The sequence below is a fragment of the Alkalihalophilus pseudofirmus OF4 genome, from assembly GCF_000005825.2.
Lineage (GTDB): Bacteria > Bacillota > Bacilli > Bacillales > Bacillaceae_D > Alkalihalophilus > Alkalihalophilus pseudofirmus.
The window spans coordinates 1,471,625-1,488,576 of the sequence record NC_013791.2; the positions used below are offsets into that span (position 1 = coordinate 1,471,625).

The window sequence follows — 16,952 nt, forward strand, 5'->3', positions numbered from 1 at the left end:
AAATATGCCGGCCTCAATTTGTCAATAATTCGAGCAAGCTAGTATTAGACCGAGATATACGAGTGTGATATGATGAAGGTATCTGAAAATTTACCGTTGAATAAAATGGAATAGCCGTTCTGTGCTAGCTGTTTTGGGAAGATTGTATGAGGTGTGGAATAGATGAATAATTTAATGAATATTGCTATTGACGGCCCTGCAGGAGCAGGTAAGAGTACGGTTGCGAAGCTAGTAGCTGAAAGACTCTCTTACTTATATATTGATACAGGTGCCATGTATCGAGCATTAACTTATGCAGCACTTGAAAAAAATGTTAACCTAGAAGATGAGGATGCTCTCGATCAATTACTTGAAGGAATCGATATTGATTTAAAGCATACAAAAAACGGGGTTCTCGTTTACGTAAATAAGGCAGATGTAACAGAATTAATTAGGACCGATGATGTGAATAAACACGTCTCTTTAGTGGCAAGTCATCCGTCTGTTCGAATTGAAATGGTGGAAAGACAGCGTACTCTCGCAAAAGGTACAGATGCGGTGTTAGATGGAAGGGATATAGGAACATACGTCCTTCCTGATGCGGAGTTAAAAGTATTCTTGACTGCTTCAGTAGAAGAGCGTGCAAGAAGAAGGCATGAAGAACAAGTGAAAAAAGGACTCCCATCTAATCTTGAAGAGCTAAAAAAAGATATAGCCAGACGAGACGAATTAGATTCAACTAGAGAATTTGCTCCATTAAAAAAAGCAAATGATGCGGTTGAAATTGATTCGACCTCTATGTCGATTGAAGAAGTTGCGGCCTCCATTATCAATTTAGCGAAGGAGCGTGCTTCTTAAATGGGTTTATATCAAATTGGTCAGCGTATTTGTAGAATGTACCTTTCAAGTAAGTACAAAGTTGAAGTGATTGGTGCCGAAAATCTTCCTGCTGATGGTGGTGTGCTGCTTTGCTGCAATCATATAAGTAATCTAGATCCACCTCTATTAGGCGCGTATATTAGTCGTCCTATCCGTTATATGGCCAAACAAGAGTTATTTGAAAAACCCATTTTAAAGTCGCTTCTGCCAAAACTCGGCGCCTTCCCTGTTAGGAGAGGAATGAGTGATAAGCAAGCCCTGCGTAAAGGGATGGATTTTCTCAAGCAAGGCGAAATGCTTGGCTTATTTCCTGAAGGAACGAGGAGCAAGGATGGCAAACTTGGGAAGGGCCTTGCAGGTGCCGGGTTCTTTGCTCTTAGAACGAATGCGGCAGTTGTCCCTTGTGCCATTGTAGGACCTTACAAAAAAGGACAGCCATTAAAATTAATTTATGGAAAGCCGATGGATTTTGAACAAATTCGGTTAGAGAAGCGTTCTGCTGATGATGCGACAGCGATCATTATGGATGAAATTGGTCAGCTTATTGAGCTGCATTCTAAGGAAGTTAAGTCTACTCTTACGTAGTTAAATACTTTCTCGCTATATGTGAGAGTTCAATTTATATAATACGTATACATACCGCTTTAGCGGAGATTGAAGGAGGCAAAAGTCATGGGTGAAGAAATGAACAATGAACAACTAGCAGAAATGAAGTCATTAGCTGTAGGGGATGTTGTTACTGGAAAGGTAACAAAAGTGGAAGACAAACAAGCATTGGTTGATGTTGGTTTTAAAGTGGAAGGCATTGTACCAATCAGCGAGCTTTCTAGTTTGCATGTCGAAAAAGTAAGTGATGTTCTTTCTGTAGATGATGAATTGAAAATGAAAATTCTTAAACTAGAAGACGATGAGCTGATTCTTTCAAAGCGTGCTGTACAAGCTGAAAAAGCATGGGATCAATTACGTAAGCAACAAGAAAAAGGCGAAATTATTACTGCTGAAGTAGCTGAGGTAGTAAAAGGCGGTTTAGTGGTAGATGTAGGCGTAAGAGGTTTCATTCCGGCTTCTTTAGTTGAACGTCATTTTGTAGAAGATTTTTCGGATTATAAAGGGCGCGAACTTCGTCTGAAAGTAGAAGAGCTGGATCAAGAAAATAATAAACTAATCTTATCGCAGCGGGCCGTACTAGATGCAGAGCTTGAAGAAAAGAAGAAAAATGTCCTTCAATCACTTAAATCGGGAGATACAGTTGAAGGAACTGTACAGCGTCTGACAAACTTTGGTGCATTTGTAGATGTGGGCGGAGTAGATGGACTTGTGCATATTTCTCAGCTTGCGCACCACCGTGTTGAAACGCCTTCTGATATTGTAAATGAAGGGGATAAGGTTAAGGTGAAAGTCTTATCTGTTGACCCAGACAGCGAGCGTGTATCACTGTCTATTAAAGATACACAGCCTGGACCGTGGGAAGAAGTAGCGGGGCAAATTTCAACTGGTGATGTCATTGAAGGAACAGTAAGACGTTTAGTGTCATTTGGTGCATTTGTTGAAGTAGCACCAGGAGTCGAAGGTCTGGTCCACATTTCTCAAATCGCCAACCGCCATATCGGCACACCGTCAGAAGTTTTAACTGAAGGTGAAAAGGTTGAAGTGAAAGTGTTAGATGTAAATCTTGATGATAAGCGTATTTCTTTAAGCATTCGTGAGCTTTTAAAAGACGATACGAATGATGGAGATTATGCCGCGTATGAGGCGAATAAAGAAGAAGAACCAAGCGGGTTTTCTCTTGGCGACATGATAGGAGATCAATTGAAAAAATACAAATCTTAATTGATTAGGTGATGTACATGAGTCGTGCAAAAAGAAAATTAGATCATATCGAACATGCTCTTTCTTCGGGGCAAGAGCGCACTCATGGCTTTGAACACATTCGTTTTGTCCACAATAGTATTCCTGATGCTTTTGTTGATGAAGTGGATTATTCCTCTGAAATCGGCGGACTTTCATTAAGTTCGCCGATTTTTATCAATGCCATGACCGGCGGCGGCGGCGAGCGGACGAAAATGATTAACCAGCAATTAGCCGAAGTCGCCTCTGAATGCGGAATTGGAATAGCTGTAGGGTCGCAAATGGCAGCCATACGAGATCCGGAAGAGAGAAAAAGCTATGAAATTGTCAGGCAGACCCATCCAAATGGAGTCGTATTCGCTAATTTAGGAAGTGAAGCAACGGCAGACCAAGCCAAAAGGGCTGTCGACATGCTTCAGGCTTCTGCTCTGCAAATTCATCTTAACGTAATTCAAGAACTTGTGATGCCAGAAGGAGACAGAGATTTTAGACATACGCTGACTCGTATTGAAAAAATCAAAGATGCGATTGATGTCCCGTTAATCATTAAAGAAGTAGGATACGGTATGAGCAGGGAGACGGCTGAAACATTAGCATCTATCGGAGTTCAAATGATTGATGTCGGCGGGTTCGGCGGAACGAATTTCTCTCGAATTGAAAATGCAAGAAGAGAACGTAAGCTAAGCTATTTTGATGATTGGGGCATAAATACAACCAGTTCTATTATAGAAGTGACAGAAGCTGCTAAGGGGATATCAGTAATTTCATCGGGAGGTCTTCAGTCTGCATTAGATGTAGTTAAATCGATTGCGCTAGGAGCCGATGCGACAGGCTTTGCAGGCTACTTCCTAAAAATATTAATGGAAGAAGGCCAAAATGCCCTTATCGAAGAGATCAATTTTATTCATAAAGATATTAAAATGTTGATGACTGCATTAGGCGCATCTTCACTTAGTGAGCTGAAAGAAGTCCCTTTAGTCATAGGCGGGAGCACAAAAGAATGGTGTGAGCAGCGGGGGATTCCCCTAGATCGATATCTTAAACGCTAAAAGGTTGAATGAGGAGAAAACCCTTATTCAACCTTTTTTGTCTTATGGCCGTTGATTTTCTCTAGCTTCTTCAGGGCTCTGGAGCTTGCTTGCTCCTTTATTGGATAAACTTTGATCACGATCTGATTCGACACGGTGAGAAGCTTTTAATTTGCGCTCTTGGCGATCACGTCCCATATACTCCCCTCCCTTCATATTGCAATTTTTAGTATGTCCACTTTCGTTTGTTTCATGTAGAACCTATTTCTTTTCACGTTTAGCTTTTGTTGGATTGTCGATACTAAAGCAAGGGAGGTGGGTTTAATGGAAGGTGTATATTTTTATTGGATAGGTTGGATCTATATTTGTATTGTCACATTTTTTTGGAATAAAACGTCTTTAAGAACGGCTTCTGCTATATTTTTATTTATTACATTAATAGTAAGTCCAATTTATATCCCAGTATTTTCAAGTGAGGTCAGTTTAGGCTTTTTATTTTTAATCGGTGTTTCTTATGGTTTTATTTCTCAAGTGAAAGTCATGAGATTGTTGCATATAGTGATTGCCGTACTAGCTGTAGCCGCGGCTTATGCCACGTTTCAATTAGTAGCCATTTACGATCCGGTTGTTCATTTAATTGATGGGAGGCTTATGTCAATGGCCATCGTGGTTTGTCTGTCTTGTATGCTGGCTGGGAAATGGAGCTTGAGAATACTCATTGCGGTAGTAGGGTTGCTGCACGGGGAACTTTTATATGGACTGGCTGCGATTAAGACGTTTACTTCCCATGCATTTGGCTCTTTTTATGTTTTAGATGTGCTGGCGCTCTCAACTGTTGTCATCGGGGGAGGATGGTTATTGCATATGCTTTCTGAAAATGTAGGTGAATGGATTAAGCAGCGAAAACAACAACCAATTCGGAATATGATTGCGCAAGAAGATCGCATTGAATAATAAATCGTTGTGATTTATTTCGTTATTAATATAATCAAAAAATGAAAATAGCGAGCAAAAAGGTTGATTGAAACGATTGTTTTGAACGATTGTTTTCAACCAAGGTCTCGACAATCTCATTGAGGTTTAGTAGAATGAACAGGTTACAGGCGGAGTCTATCTCCATCAATTAATCATTTTAACTAATACAAAAAAACGATGTATTTTACATAAGAAAGGTCGGGGGACAATTATGACGAAACCAGTCGTTGCCATAGTAGGGCGTCCTAATGTTGGAAAATCAACCATTTTTAACAGAATAGTAGGAGAAAGAGTAGCCATTGTCGAAGATATGCCAGGAGTAACTCGTGACCGCTTGTACAGTCACGGTGAATGGTTAGATCGTGAATTTAATCTGATTGATACAGGCGGGATTGAGCTTGCGGATGAACCATTATTGAATCAAATGCGCGAACAGGCAGAGCTTGCGATTGAAGAAGCAGATGTCATTGTTTTCATCGTAAATGGACGAGAAGGAATTACGAGTGCAGACCAAGAAGTCGCGAAGATCTTATTTAGATCTAAAAAGCCGGTTGTTTTAGGGGTTAATAAAGTAGATAACCCTGATATGCATGATTTATTATATGAGTTTTATTCTCTTGGTATCGGTAATCCGTTCCCTATTTCAGGGTCGCACGGTTTAGGGCTTGGTGATCTTCTCGATGAGGTATTAAAGCACTTCCCTGAAAAAGTAGAAGATGATTATGATCCTGATACGATTCGTATCTCACTTATCGGACGTCCCAATGTCGGTAAATCCTCGTTAGTAAATGCGATGCTCGGTGAGGAACGAGTGATAGTCAGTAATATTCCTGGTACCACAAGAGATGCTATTGATACATCTTTCACAAGAGATGGTCAAGATTACGTCTTAATTGATACTGCAGGGATGCGTAAACGTGGAAAGGTATATGAGAGTACAGAGAAATACAGCGTGCTGCGCTCATTAAAAGCCATTGAGCGTTCTAACGTCGTTTTAGTTGTTATTAATGCTGAAGAAGGCATTATTGAACAAGATAAAAAAATTGCAGGCTATGCACATGAGGCAGGACGAGCTGTAATTATCGTAGTCAATAAGTGGGATGCGATTGAGCGCGATGATAAAACAATGCAGAAATTTGAACAGAAAATTCGAGATGAATTTTTATTCTTATCTTATGCACCAATTTTATTTACATCAGCTAAAACAAAACAGCGCCTGCAACATGTGCTGCCTATGGTAAAGAAAGTTTCTCAAAATCATAACTTGCGTGTACCGACGAATGTTTTAAATGACTTAATTATGGATGCTGTAGCAATGAATCCTACTCCAACTGACAAAGGAAAGAGACTTCGTATTAATTATGTGACTCAAGTTGCAGTAGAGCCGCCAACTTTTGTTTTCTTTGTCAATGAGCCAGAGCTTCTTCACTTTTCTTATGAACGTTTCTTAGAAAATCGTCTGCGTGCGACATTTGAATTCGAGGGAACACCTATTAAAATTATTGCTAGAAAGAAAAATGACTAACTGGAAATGACTTATCATAGTTAGAACTGGGGGAGACTATGACTATATTGTTACTGCTCGTTGTTATTTTAATTGGTTATTTACTTGGTTCGATCAGTTTTAGTTATTTAATTGCTAAGAAGATTAAGAAAGTTGATATCAGACAGCATGGCAGCGGCAATGCCGGAGCAACGAACACTTTGCGTGTCTTAGGAATCGGTCCTGCCATTTCTGTGCTTGCTTTGGATATTGTCAAAGGGATTATTGCTGTATGGATTGGGATTTTGCTTGCCTCAGACCAAAGCGGTGTGTTTCCAGCTCTTGCAGGTTTAGCAGCTATTTTAGGGCATAACTGGCCTGTTTATTATGGCTTCAGAGGGGGAAAAGGGGTCGCTACGACCATCGGAGTTATTGCGACGCTTGTTTTCTTCCCTGCTTTATTTGCCGGAATTATTGCTATTATTAGTATTGTCTTAACGCGTTATGTTTCGCTAGGTTCGCTGTTATTTGCTCTTTTAACACCTGCTTTTGCCTACTTGCTGATGGAAACGTACCAAATCCCTCAGATGTACATTATCTTATCTATTCTAGTAGCGGTTCTTTCATTTTGGAGACATCGTACCAATATTCAACGCTTGCTGACAGGAACTGAGAGCAAGATTGGAAAGAAAAAAGAAGCTTCCTAGGAAGTAGAAATGGTCCAAAGGAGTTGATCATGTGGCAAATATCGCAGTAATGGGTGCAGGAAGCTGGGGAACGGCATTAAGTATGGTGTTAGCTGATAATCATCATGACGTTCGTTTGTGGGCAAGGCGAGAAGAACAAATTGCTGAAATTAATAACAATCATACAAATGAAGCTTACCTGCCAGGCATTCAGTTACCAAAACAAATCAAAGGATACTCTGACCTTTCTGAAACTGTAAAGAACGTAGAGGTGCTTTTGCTTGTCGTACCCACAAAAGCTGTACGTGACGCGATTCAAAGCCTTCGTAAAGTCCTGACTTCACCTGTTGTGATTGTTCATGCAAGTAAAGGAATTGAACCGGGCACGCATAAACGTATATCAGAAATGATTGAAGAAGAATTTGAGGGTTCAGATTTATTGAAAGATGTTGCTGTTTTATCAGGGCCAAGTCATGCAGAGGAAGTCAGTCTTCGTCAGCCTACTACGGTGACTGTATCTTCAAGTAATAACGATGCCTCACTTCTTATTCAAGATTTATTTATGAATCAGCATTTCAGAGTCTATACGAATCCTGATCTAATCGGGGTTGAAGTCGGAGGAGCGTTAAAAAATATTATTGCGCTTGTATGCGGATTAACAAATGGTCTTGGGATGGGTGATAATACTAAAGCCGCCATCATGACAAGAGGATTAGCAGAAATTACTCGACTTGGAGTTAAGCAGGGAGCCAACCCTTTAACGTTTGCGGGCCTCTCTGGACTCGGTGATTTGATCGTAACGTGTACGAGTGTTCACTCAAGAAACTGGAGAGCAGGTCAAATGATCGGGCAAGGGAAGTCGCTTGATGAAGTGCTAAGCAGTATGGGGATGGTAGTGGAAGGAATCAGAACCACACAGGCAGCCTTTGAATTAGCTAATGAATTAAAAGTAGAAATGCCGATTACCTCAGCATTATATGAGGTGTTATTTGAAGGTCTTCATCCGAAAGAAGCAACCGAGAAATTAATGGGTAGAATTAAAAAGCACGAAGTTGAACAAATTTCAGATTTTCTAAATCAAGATGAACTTTAAGACGTAAGCTCGCACTACCTACCCAAAGGTCAGGCACCAACCCTTCGTTCATGCATAGTATATGTCTATATTAAGAACGAAGGAGGACGTATGATGTTTCAAAAAAATGACCCTTCATTTATGGATCAGCTTCAAAAGAAAACAAGTGTGAGACCAGATGAATTAATGAAACTGGCAAACTCGGTCAGTCAAGCAAATTTACAAGATGAGAAAACGGTTCGTCAATTAATTTCGCAAGTATCAAAGCTTGCTAATACTCCAGTATCGAAAGAAAAGGAAGATCAGATTGTTCAGGCTATTGTGAAAAATAATATGCCTACTGATTTCGCTTCTCTTGCTAAAATGTTCAATAAAAAATAATGCAGTGTAAAAATAGGTGCAACAATAGGCGGATGCCAAACGCAAAAGCACTTATTCTGCATATAATTTATGGAACGAACATTAAAATAGGGCTGTTCAATAAGAAGGCTTTAGTTGAGTTAGAGAAGTGCGCCCCGCTTCTCTAACTTTTTTAATGGCTTAAAAGGAAGGGAAGTTAAGAGGGAAAATGATGCACTCTGTCTGTAACCGAATGGACAAGCATTATAAGAAATATAGGCTTGGATGATATGGTATAATAAATCGTGGTATTTTTAAAAGTGTAATTTTTAAAAAAGGATGATGGTAATGTCTGATGCAATGATGAATATGTGGATCTCGTTTTTTGCTCTCGCTTTAATGTTTATTTCTGCAGGGGCAGCGATCTTCAGTCGCGAAAAACTTAGAGGGGTCATTCAAAAAATAGTTCTTGCCTTCTCGTTTATTTGTTTATTAGTGTCTGGTTTGATTGTATTTCTAATCGTAATTGGCGGGCCGACTGCCACTTTATAAGCTGAGTTTCAAAGAATGAAAAGAGTAGGAGATTGATTGGATGAAATGGACGATAGTTTCAATCCTGATGATAAGTATGTTTCTAGCAGGATGTATGCTTCCGGATGAACAGAGAAGTGAAAATCAGCTGGCTTATCCAGATCAGCTGCAAGCCGTTGAACAGGCTGCAAAGCAATTTCAACAAGATACAGGAGTCCTTCCTATTCGAAACTTCGATGAAACGACTCCCCTCTATCAACGTTATGTAGTTGATTTTAACCAGCTTGTACCAAGATATTTGCAGCAGCCTCCAGGAACGGCTTTTGAAAATGGCGGAGTCTTTCAATATGTACTTGTTAATGTCGAAGAAGAACCAGAAGCAAAAGTCATCGATTTAAGAAGTCAACGTGAAATCCAGCAATTTCAACAGCGTATTAATGAATATATGCGGAAACATACGTATGCACCAGTATTAGAAATGGTGGATGTAGGGCTCTTTAAATTGGATCATGAAGCGTTAAATTACAGCGAAGCTCCTCATGTGAGAAGCCCGTATTACGATACGTATCTGCCGCTGTTATATACGAATGATGGAGAAATTGTGATTGATTATCGAATTGATCTTAATATGGCACTCAACGAATTCGAGCATGACTTTAAAGAAAACGAAGACATTCGCTCCATTTTAGTAGATAACTTTCCGATTGTACCTGTAAGGTCCGTTCCATATACACTCGATGAAAACGGAGAGCCTGCCTACAATATCCGGCAAGAATAAGGTAAATAAGTAAGTGCAATTAAAGTAAGGTCACATAAATCAATAAAAAGTTGGTCTAAAGCCCCTTATCCATTGATATACATGTCAAAGGAAGGGGCATTTTTTCTTTCTACCCCTTCTCGGTATATCTATCGAGACATCTTACTTCCTAGATCTATTTCATTGAAGGTTGTGTATGGCAGCTGCCGCTGAAATCATTCCTATTTTATTAAATCTTTCTAAGAAGGCTGATTTAGAAAATAAAATGCTTCTTTCCTGGTAGTTGTCATAAATAATGGACAACATCATACACATGATAGTGTCTAAGATTTACGGAAGTTTATGATGAAACTCAAATCTTTACTCGATCGGGAGGGGATCACGTGGAAAAGGTTGATATTTTTAAAGATATCGCAGAACGCACAGGCGGCGATATTTATCTAGGGGTCGTAGGTGCGGTTCGGACAGGGAAATCGACATTCATTAAGAAATTTATGGAGCTTGTCGTACTCCCGAATATCGAAAATGAATCGGAAAAGGCTCGTGCTCAAGATGAACTGCCGCAAAGTGCAGCAGGTAAAACAATCATGACGACAGAGCCGAAATTTGTACCTAACCAAGCGATTTCGATTCATGTAGATGAAGGGTTAGATGTTAATGTCCGCCTGGTGGACTGCGTTGGCTATGCTGTTCCTGGTGCTAAAGGATATGAGGACGAAAATGGTCCAAGGATGATCAATACTCCTTGGTATGAGGAGCCGATTCCATTTCAGGAAGCAGCTGAAATTGGAACAAGAAAAGTTATTCAAGAGCATTCTACTTTAGGAGTAGTGGTTACAACCGATGGTTCAATTGGGGAAATTCCTCGCTATGATTATATTGAATCAGAAACACGAGTCATTGAGGAATTAAAAGAAGTCGGAAAGCCATTTATTATGATTGTCAACAGTGTAAGACCGCATCATCCTGACACAGAAAATCTGCGTCGTCAGCTTTCAGAAGAACATGATATTCCAGTGCTTGCGATGAGTATTGAAAGCATGACAGATCATGATATTAACAATGTCTTAAGGGAAGTATTATTTGAATTCCCGGTACATGAAGTAAATGTTAATCTGCCGAGCTGGGTCATGGTATTAAAGGATGATCACTGGTTAAGACAAAGTTATGAAGAATCTGTTCAGGAAACAGTGAAAGATATTAGACGATTGCGGGATGTGGATCGTGTCGTCGGACAATTTACAGAATATGAATTTATTGATGATGCAAGGCTTGCAGGCATTGAGATGGGTCATGGGATTGCTGAGATTGATCTATATGCACCAGATGACTTATATGACCAAGTGTTAAAAGAGGTCGTTGGTGTGGAAATAAGAGGGAAAGATCACTTGCTCCAGCTCATGCAGGATTTTGCTCATGCTAAAGCTGAATACGATCAAGTAGCAGAGGCTCTAAGAATGGTGAAGCAGACAGGTTACGGCATTGCAGCCCCAGCCCTTTCTGATATGAGCTTAGATGAGCCTGAGATCATTCGTCAAGGGTCAAGATTCGGGGTTCGTTTGAAAGCCGTCGCTCCTTCTATTCATATGATTAAAGTAGATGTAGAGAGTGAGTTTGCCCCAATTATCGGAACTGAAAAGCAAAGTGAGGAGCTCGTCCGCTATTTAATGCAGGACTTTGAAGAGAACCCGCTTTCTATCTGGAACTCTGATATCTTTGGTCGTTCTCTTAACTCTATTGTACGAGAAGGAATATCAGCTAAGCTTTCCTTAATGCCTGAGAATGCCCGCTATAAATTGAAAGAAACACTGGAGCGTATTATTAATGAAGGCTCAGGCGGATTGATTGCCATTATCTTGTAATTGTATCCTGCCAAAAAAGCAAAAGGTTCCTCACTGCCTGAGGTTCCTTTTGCTTTTTCTTTTCTTAATGTGCTAAGCTTTATATAGTAAGCTATACGTACATACTGGTTATCATCAAATCGTTTGTTTATTGAAATAATGATTGTGTATAAAAGATTGAAATAAAAAATAACTAAAAGGTTTCTATGGACCAAATGAAAGATACGGCAAGGGTTTAAGGAGAGATATGGATGAGCAATGAAAATCAATTTTTTGTGATAAAAGCAAAAGAAAATGGTGTAAATGTGATAGGGCTTACAAGAGGGTCAGATACACGCTTTCATCATTCGGAGAAACTTGATAAGGGAGAGGTTATGATTGCTCAGTTTACTGAACATACTTCTGCCGTCAAAGTGCGGGGAAAAGCAGTGATTCAGACAAGCCACGGCACAATGGATACGGAAGAATAAAAGCAGGGAACCCTGCTTTTCTTTACTATCTATAAAGTTTTTCGTTCGTAGGATTATGTAAATTATGCTATAATAGATAGCGGTTTAAGTCAGATAAAAGCAAGTATTTTAGTCGTTTGTTGTGATTTTATGATGGATGCGATTTGGAGGAAGTAAAATGGTGAGGATCAGTCAGTTTAATGACAAAGTAAGAGAACTAAAAAAAAGCTTTAACAGTTTAACGAAGCATTCTTATTTAGAGCGCTATATTGAAGTGCCGGCTATTGATGAGGACAAGGTGCGCTTTTTATATGCGATGCTAAGTGAACATGCATCAAAAAAAGAAGCAAAAGCATATACATTGGCAGCTGTGCTGGCTCAAGCTGCACTTGATGTACATGAAGCGATCTCCCTCCATAAACTCCAAACAGATTCCGTACGAAAAAATCGTCAGCTTACAGTGCTCGCTGGTGATTATTACAGCAGTCTTTATTATTATTTACTAGCAGAAGAAAAGCAAATTCCTATGATTCGCATCTTCAGTCATTCGATTCAGGAAATAAATGAACATAAGATGAATATCTACGAGGCAGATGAGCTTACATACACTGATGCAAAAAGAAATGTAGAAAAAGCAGAATCGATTCTTATGCAAAATATAGCAAATCATTATAATCAAAATTACTGGAAGGAAATCTTTAATGATTTCTTCTTTTTAAAACGGTTGGTCTTAGAACGCAATGAGTTTATAAAAGGTAAGAACTTGCCCATTATGGAGACTTTATTTCAAGAAGCAAGGCACCCAGATTCAGTGCTTGCGTTATGTGAACAAAAAATAGAAGACTTAAAGGACAAGCTTTTAAATACAAGCAAGCGTCTTCAAAAATATGAGGGCTTTATTATTGAACATATTGATCAGTTAATCAATACAACGGACTACGATGAGTACGTAGCAGAAAAAGGGTGAGGGAAAATGACTCAAACGAAAGAAGAACGTGTTCACCAAGTGTTTGAATCGATCTACAAGCGATACGATATGATGAACTCAGTTATATCTTTTCAACGTCATAAGGCTTGGCGGAAAGATACGATGAAAAGAATGAAAGTACAGCCAGGAGATCATGCTCTGGATGTTTGCTGCGGGACAGCAGATTGGACGATTGCCCTGGGGGAAGCTGTAGGTCATAACGGTAAAGTCGAAGGACTTGATTTTAGCAAAAATATGTTATTAATCGGGGAAGAAAAGGTTAAGGAACATAAAATGAAGCACGTTTCCTTGCGTCATGGTAATGCTATGGAGCTGCCTTATGCTGATGAAACCTTTGATGTTGTCACAATCGGCTTTGGGTTAAGAAATGTACCCGACTACATGCAAGTATTAAAAGAGATGCACAGGGTCGTAAAAAAAGGAGGAAAAGTGGTTTGTTTAGAAACATCACAGCCTACAATTCCTGTCTTTAAAAACCTCTATTTCTTTTATTTCCGCAGGGTTATGCCTGTTTTTGGTAAAGTGTTTGCTAAAAGTTATGACGAATATTCATGGTTACAAGAGTCAACGATGTCGTTCCCAAATCGAGAGAAGCTGGCTGAGATGTTCCGTGAAGCTGGATTTGAACGTGTTGACGTGAAGCCTTACTCTGGAGGGGTAGCTTGTATGCACCTTGGGGTAAAGGGTAAAAATTAGTCAATTAGAATTGGAGCAGATATCGTGGTTAGAAAGTTGAAAATCATCTTAGAAATGATTAAGTTTGAACATACTGTGTTTGCATTGCCTTTTGCCTATTTTGGGGCAATGCTCGGAAGTTTTATTGTAAATGAAACATGGCCCACTCTTATGCAATGGGTCTGGATTACTGTTGCGATGGTTGGAGCAAGAAGTGCAGCGATGTCTCTTAACCGAGTGATTGACGAAAAGATTGACAAATACAATCCTAGAACAGCTGACCGTGCTATACCAGCTGGTCTGATTTCAAAAATTGAAGTCATGTTCTTCATTATAATTTCATTTGCCATGTTGATTTACGCTGCTTTTCAATTAAATCAATTAGCCGTTTATTTATTACCTTTAGCGGTATTTTTCCTTGTTATTTATTCCTATACAAAGCGATTTACATGGGCTTGTCACCTTATATTAGGTATTACAATCGCGCTCGCACCATTAGGTGGATGGGTCGCTGTAACCGGATCGGTTTCTTTTGAAGCATTTGTTCTATTTACAGCAGTAGCCCTGTGGACAACTGGATTTGATGTCATTTATGCGACTCAAGATGCTGATTATGATCGTGAGCGAGGACTATATTCCATTCCTAGCCGATTTGGTATTAGAAAAGCACTTATTCTTGCAAAACTTTTCCACGTCATTAGTTTTGCAGCCTTTTTCCTTTTATTCCTTATTACTCCTCTAAGCTGGCTTTATTTAATTGGGGTGATTATTGCTGGATTGATTATGATTTATGAGCATTCCTTAGTATCTGCAGATGATCTCTCAAAAGTCGGGGTAGCCTTTTTTACGATGAATGGAATTCTTAGCTTAGTCATGTTTATCTTTACAGTAGGAGATGTTTGGTTATGAGTGAGCGTATAGAAAAGATCATGACAGTAGGAATAACTGGAGCGAGCGGCGGTATGTACGGTGTTCGTCTAACACAAGAGCTGCTCCGTCAAGAATATAAGGTTCACCTCGTATTAACAGAAGCCGCTTGGCAAGTGTTTAAAGAGGAATTACTTTTAGATACAACGGATCGCCAAAAAGTAATTCATGAACTATTTGGTGATTTGCCTGGTGAGCTGCATACTCATGATCTTCATGACTATGCAGCTCCTATTGCAAGCGGTTCCTATCGAAGTGCCGGCATGGTTATTATTCCTTGTTCAATGGGTACTTTATCTGGTATGGCGCATGGGGCATCCGGAAATCTGCTTGAACGTACGGCAGATGTTATGCTGAAAGAAAAAAGAAAACTGGTTATTGTACCTAGAGAAACACCGTTGCATGACATTCACTTGGAGAATATGCTTAAACTTTCAAAGATGGGGGCTACGATCCTGCCGGCAATGCCTGGTTATTACCATTTACCTAAAACAATTGATGATTTGATTAATTTTCTTGTTGGAAAAGCATTAGATAGTCTCGGAGTGGAGCATACATTATTTACCCGCTGGGGGGAATAACATGTCTTTAGTTATCGGTGAAATTTCTTATACTAATATATTGCCTCTTTATTATGATTTAGACAGAGAGTATTTAGAGAGCCAAGGTTGTAAAATCAAACCACAAGTGCCTTCAGAATTAAACAGAGAAATGTCTGCTGGGCGAGTCGATGTTGGAGGAATTTCTTCTTTTGCCTATGCTGAAAATAAAAATCATTTCACGTTGTTTCCTAATCTGTCTGTATCAGCTCTGGGGAAGGTCGGGTCGATTTTTTTATTTTCTAAAGTGCCGATTCATCAGTTATCAGCAAAAAAGGTTGCTCTGACTTCCACGTCGGCAACCTCTACCCATTTGCTTAAAATCATACTTGAACGGTTTTATGAACAGTCCCCAAGATATACAACGATGAAGCCGAATATACATAAGATGCTCTCAGATCACGATGCTTGCTTGTTAATTGGTGATGAAGCGATAGTGGCTTCATTCAATAAAAGAGAAGAACTTTATCAATATGACCTTGGAGAGCTTTGGTATAAGCATACAGGGATGCCGATGACATTTGCAGTATTAGCGATAAGAAACGAAGCCATTGATCATAACAGCCACTTAGCTGGTACATTGTATAGATCATTTCTCGAAAGTAAAAAGCGAAGTGAAATGAGTCATTATCAGCCTATGATTAAAGATATTTTAAAGACCTATGGCGGCGATAAATCTTTTTGGGAAGACTACTTTAATAATTTAATATATGATTTTAGTAATAGAGAACAGCGAGGGTTAATGCTTTATTATCAGCTTGCTTATGATTTAGGATATTTAAGCGAACCTGTTGAATCAATACATGTTTGGAAAGCTGTAGGAAGCTGACCTTGCGTAGTAAGGTGGATAAGATGAAACTAGCCGATATTTATATGCAATTTCAATCAGATATAACAATTATCGAACAAGAGCTAGAAGCTTCTGTTCAAGCACGCCATGATGTCCTGAAAAACGCTTCAACCCATCTTTTAAAGGCAGGGGGAAAACGGATTCGTCCGGTTTTTGTGTTGCTTGCTGCTAAATTTGGTACATACGATATACATGTGTTGAAAAATATTGCTGTTCCCTTAGAACTTGTACATATGGCGTCTTTGGTTCATGATGATGTCATTGACGATGCTGAACTTAGACGGGGCAAACGTACGGTGAAATCTCAATGGGATAACAAAGTAGCGATGTATACAGGTAACTATATTTTTGCCAAGGCAGTCGAAGCATCTGCTTATTTTGATCACCCACGTGTTCATCAAGTGTTGTCTAATACGCTTGTTGAGATGTGTATTGGAGAAGTAGAACAGATCCGTGATCAATATAACTGGGGGCAGAACTTAAGAGTCTATTTAAGAAGAATTAAACGTAAGACTGCTTTGTTAATTGCCGTAAGCTGTGAGCTGGGTGCATTAGCTGCAGATGCAGACCCAGTCATTCAAAAGCATTTATATAACTTTGGATACAATGTGGGGATGTCTTTTCAAATTACAGATGATATCTTAGACTTTGTTGGTACAGAAAAGCAGTTAGGCAAACCTGCAGGTGGTGATTTAAGGCAGGGGAATGTCACGCTTCCTGCACTCTATGCCATGCATCATGATGAAGAGATTTCCCATTTAATTAAAAACATGCTTAAAAATGAATTTCCTGAAAATATTGATATGCAGCCCATCTTAAAAGCTGTTAAAGAATCAGGGGGGATCGATTATTCGATTAAGATGAGTGATCGCTTCCTCCATAGAGCCTATGATTCATTAGAAAGACTGCCTGATTGTGAAGCAAAGAATTATTTAAAAGAGATTGCGGCCTATATCGGAAAACGGAAATTTTAAAATAGAGAGCCTGAGTGCTCTCTTTATTTGTATATACAACTGGAAATGAATACGGTTTATTGAATATTTCTG

20 protein-coding genes are annotated in these 16,952 nt (G+C 39.4%); 19 read left to right on the plus strand and 1 reads right to left on the minus strand.

All coding sequences use genetic code 11. The features are described from left to right. Positions 1-162 precede the first annotated feature (162 nt). From cmk to fni, 4 genes are all read left to right on the plus strand, one after another. Positions 163-837, plus strand: a complete 675-nt coding sequence (cmk, locus tag BPOF4_RS07400; RefSeq protein ID WP_012958476.1) for a (d)CMP kinase — start codon at positions 163-165, stop codon at positions 835-837. Then, positions 838-1,443, plus strand: coding sequence for a lysophospholipid acyltransferase family protein (locus BPOF4_RS07405; RefSeq protein WP_012958477.1), 606 nt, complete (start codon positions 838-840; stop codon positions 1,441-1,443). Between the two features lie 87 nt (positions 1,444-1,530). Beyond that, positions 1,531-2,688: a 30S ribosomal protein S1 gene (gene rpsA, locus BPOF4_RS07410; protein ID WP_012958478.1), complete on the plus strand. Its 1,158-nt coding sequence runs from the start codon at positions 1,531-1,533 to the stop codon at positions 2,686-2,688. A 17-nt stretch (positions 2,689-2,705) separates the two neighbouring features. Continuing rightward, positions 2,706-3,755: a type 2 isopentenyl-diphosphate Delta-isomerase gene (gene fni, locus BPOF4_RS07415; protein ID WP_012958479.1), complete on the plus strand. Its 1,050-nt coding sequence runs from the start codon at positions 2,706-2,708 to the stop codon at positions 3,753-3,755. A 42-nt stretch (positions 3,756-3,797) separates the two neighbouring features. Here the strand turns inward: fni and BPOF4_RS21600 are convergent, their stop codons facing one another. Beyond that, positions 3,798-3,932 carry a YpzI family protein gene (locus tag BPOF4_RS21600; RefSeq protein WP_012958480.1) on the minus strand — a complete coding sequence of 45 codons (135 nt, stop codon included), beginning with the start codon at positions 3,930-3,932 and terminating at the stop codon, positions 3,798-3,800. 126 nt (positions 3,933-4,058) lie between these two features. Between BPOF4_RS21600 and BPOF4_RS07420 the strand changes: the two genes are divergently transcribed. From BPOF4_RS07420 to hepT, 15 genes are all read left to right on the plus strand, one after another. Then, positions 4,059-4,688 (plus strand): YphA family membrane protein, encoded by a 630-nt coding sequence (locus BPOF4_RS07420; RefSeq protein WP_012958481.1) that lies wholly within the window; start codon positions 4,059-4,061, stop codon positions 4,686-4,688. Positions 4,689-4,920: 232 nt separating this feature from the next. Beyond that, entirely contained in the window at positions 4,921-6,234 is a 1,314-nt protein-coding gene (der, locus tag BPOF4_RS07425; RefSeq protein WP_012958482.1) for a ribosome biogenesis GTPase Der, read from the plus strand. A gap of 38 nt (positions 6,235-6,272) precedes the next feature. Then, positions 6,273-6,899 (plus strand): glycerol-3-phosphate 1-O-acyltransferase PlsY, encoded by a 627-nt coding sequence (gene plsY / locus BPOF4_RS07430; RefSeq protein ID WP_180316875.1) that lies wholly within the window; start codon positions 6,273-6,275, stop codon positions 6,897-6,899. Between the two features lie 31 nt (positions 6,900-6,930). Then, complete coding sequence (locus BPOF4_RS07435) at positions 6,931-7,971, plus strand: NAD(P)H-dependent glycerol-3-phosphate dehydrogenase (RefSeq protein ID WP_012958484.1); 1,041 nt, start codon at positions 6,931-6,933, stop codon at positions 7,969-7,971. Positions 7,972-8,064: 93 nt separating this feature from the next. Next, a complete protein-coding gene (locus BPOF4_RS07440; protein ID WP_012958485.1) occupies positions 8,065-8,331 on the plus strand; it encodes a stage VI sporulation protein F in 267 nt (88 codons plus the stop codon). A 306-nt stretch (positions 8,332-8,637) separates the two neighbouring features. Further along, the gene (locus tag BPOF4_RS07445) at positions 8,638-8,841 is read left to right on the plus strand and encodes a DUF2768 domain-containing protein (protein WP_012958486.1); all 204 of its coding nucleotides are present in this window, start codon (positions 8,638-8,640) and stop codon (positions 8,839-8,841) included. A gap of 40 nt (positions 8,842-8,881) precedes the next feature. Beyond that, positions 8,882-9,598: a hypothetical protein gene (locus BPOF4_RS07450; protein WP_012958487.1), complete on the plus strand. Its 717-nt coding sequence runs from the start codon at positions 8,882-8,884 to the stop codon at positions 9,596-9,598. Between the two features lie 362 nt (positions 9,599-9,960). Next, the gene (spoIVA, locus tag BPOF4_RS07455) at positions 9,961-11,439 is read left to right on the plus strand and encodes a stage IV sporulation protein A (RefSeq protein ID WP_012958488.1); all 1,479 of its coding nucleotides are present in this window, start codon (positions 9,961-9,963) and stop codon (positions 11,437-11,439) included. A 230-nt stretch (positions 11,440-11,669) separates the two neighbouring features. Further along, the gene (mtrB, locus tag BPOF4_RS07460; RefSeq protein ID WP_012958489.1) at positions 11,670-11,888 is read left to right on the plus strand and encodes a trp RNA-binding attenuation protein MtrB; all 219 of its coding nucleotides are present in this window, start codon (positions 11,670-11,672) and stop codon (positions 11,886-11,888) included. Between the two features lie 157 nt (positions 11,889-12,045). Beyond that, on the plus strand, positions 12,046-12,834 hold the full coding sequence (locus BPOF4_RS07465; protein WP_012958490.1) for a heptaprenyl diphosphate synthase component 1: 789 nt from the start codon (positions 12,046-12,048) through the stop codon (positions 12,832-12,834). Positions 12,835-12,840: 6 nt separating this feature from the next. Then, positions 12,841-13,551: a demethylmenaquinone methyltransferase gene (locus BPOF4_RS07470; RefSeq protein WP_012958491.1), complete on the plus strand. Its 711-nt coding sequence runs from the start codon at positions 12,841-12,843 to the stop codon at positions 13,549-13,551. A gap of 21 nt (positions 13,552-13,572) precedes the next feature. Further along, positions 13,573-14,439, plus strand: coding sequence for a UbiA-like polyprenyltransferase (locus BPOF4_RS07475; protein WP_327869777.1), 867 nt, complete (start codon positions 13,573-13,575; stop codon positions 14,437-14,439). Continuing rightward, the gene (locus BPOF4_RS07480) at positions 14,436-15,038 is read left to right on the plus strand and encodes a UbiX family flavin prenyltransferase (RefSeq protein WP_012958493.1); all 603 of its coding nucleotides are present in this window, start codon (positions 14,436-14,438) and stop codon (positions 15,036-15,038) included. Before BPOF4_RS07475 ends, BPOF4_RS07480 begins: the two co-directional genes overlap by 4 nt. A 1-nt stretch (position 15,039) precedes the next feature. Next, complete coding sequence (locus BPOF4_RS07485; RefSeq protein WP_012958494.1) at positions 15,040-15,885, plus strand: menaquinone biosynthesis protein; 846 nt, start codon at positions 15,040-15,042, stop codon at positions 15,883-15,885. A 23-nt stretch (positions 15,886-15,908) separates the two neighbouring features. Next, complete coding sequence (gene hepT / locus BPOF4_RS07490; RefSeq protein ID WP_012958495.1) at positions 15,909-16,880, plus strand: heptaprenyl diphosphate synthase component II; 972 nt, start codon at positions 15,909-15,911, stop codon at positions 16,878-16,880. The last annotated feature ends 72 nt before the right edge of the window (positions 16,881-16,952 follow it).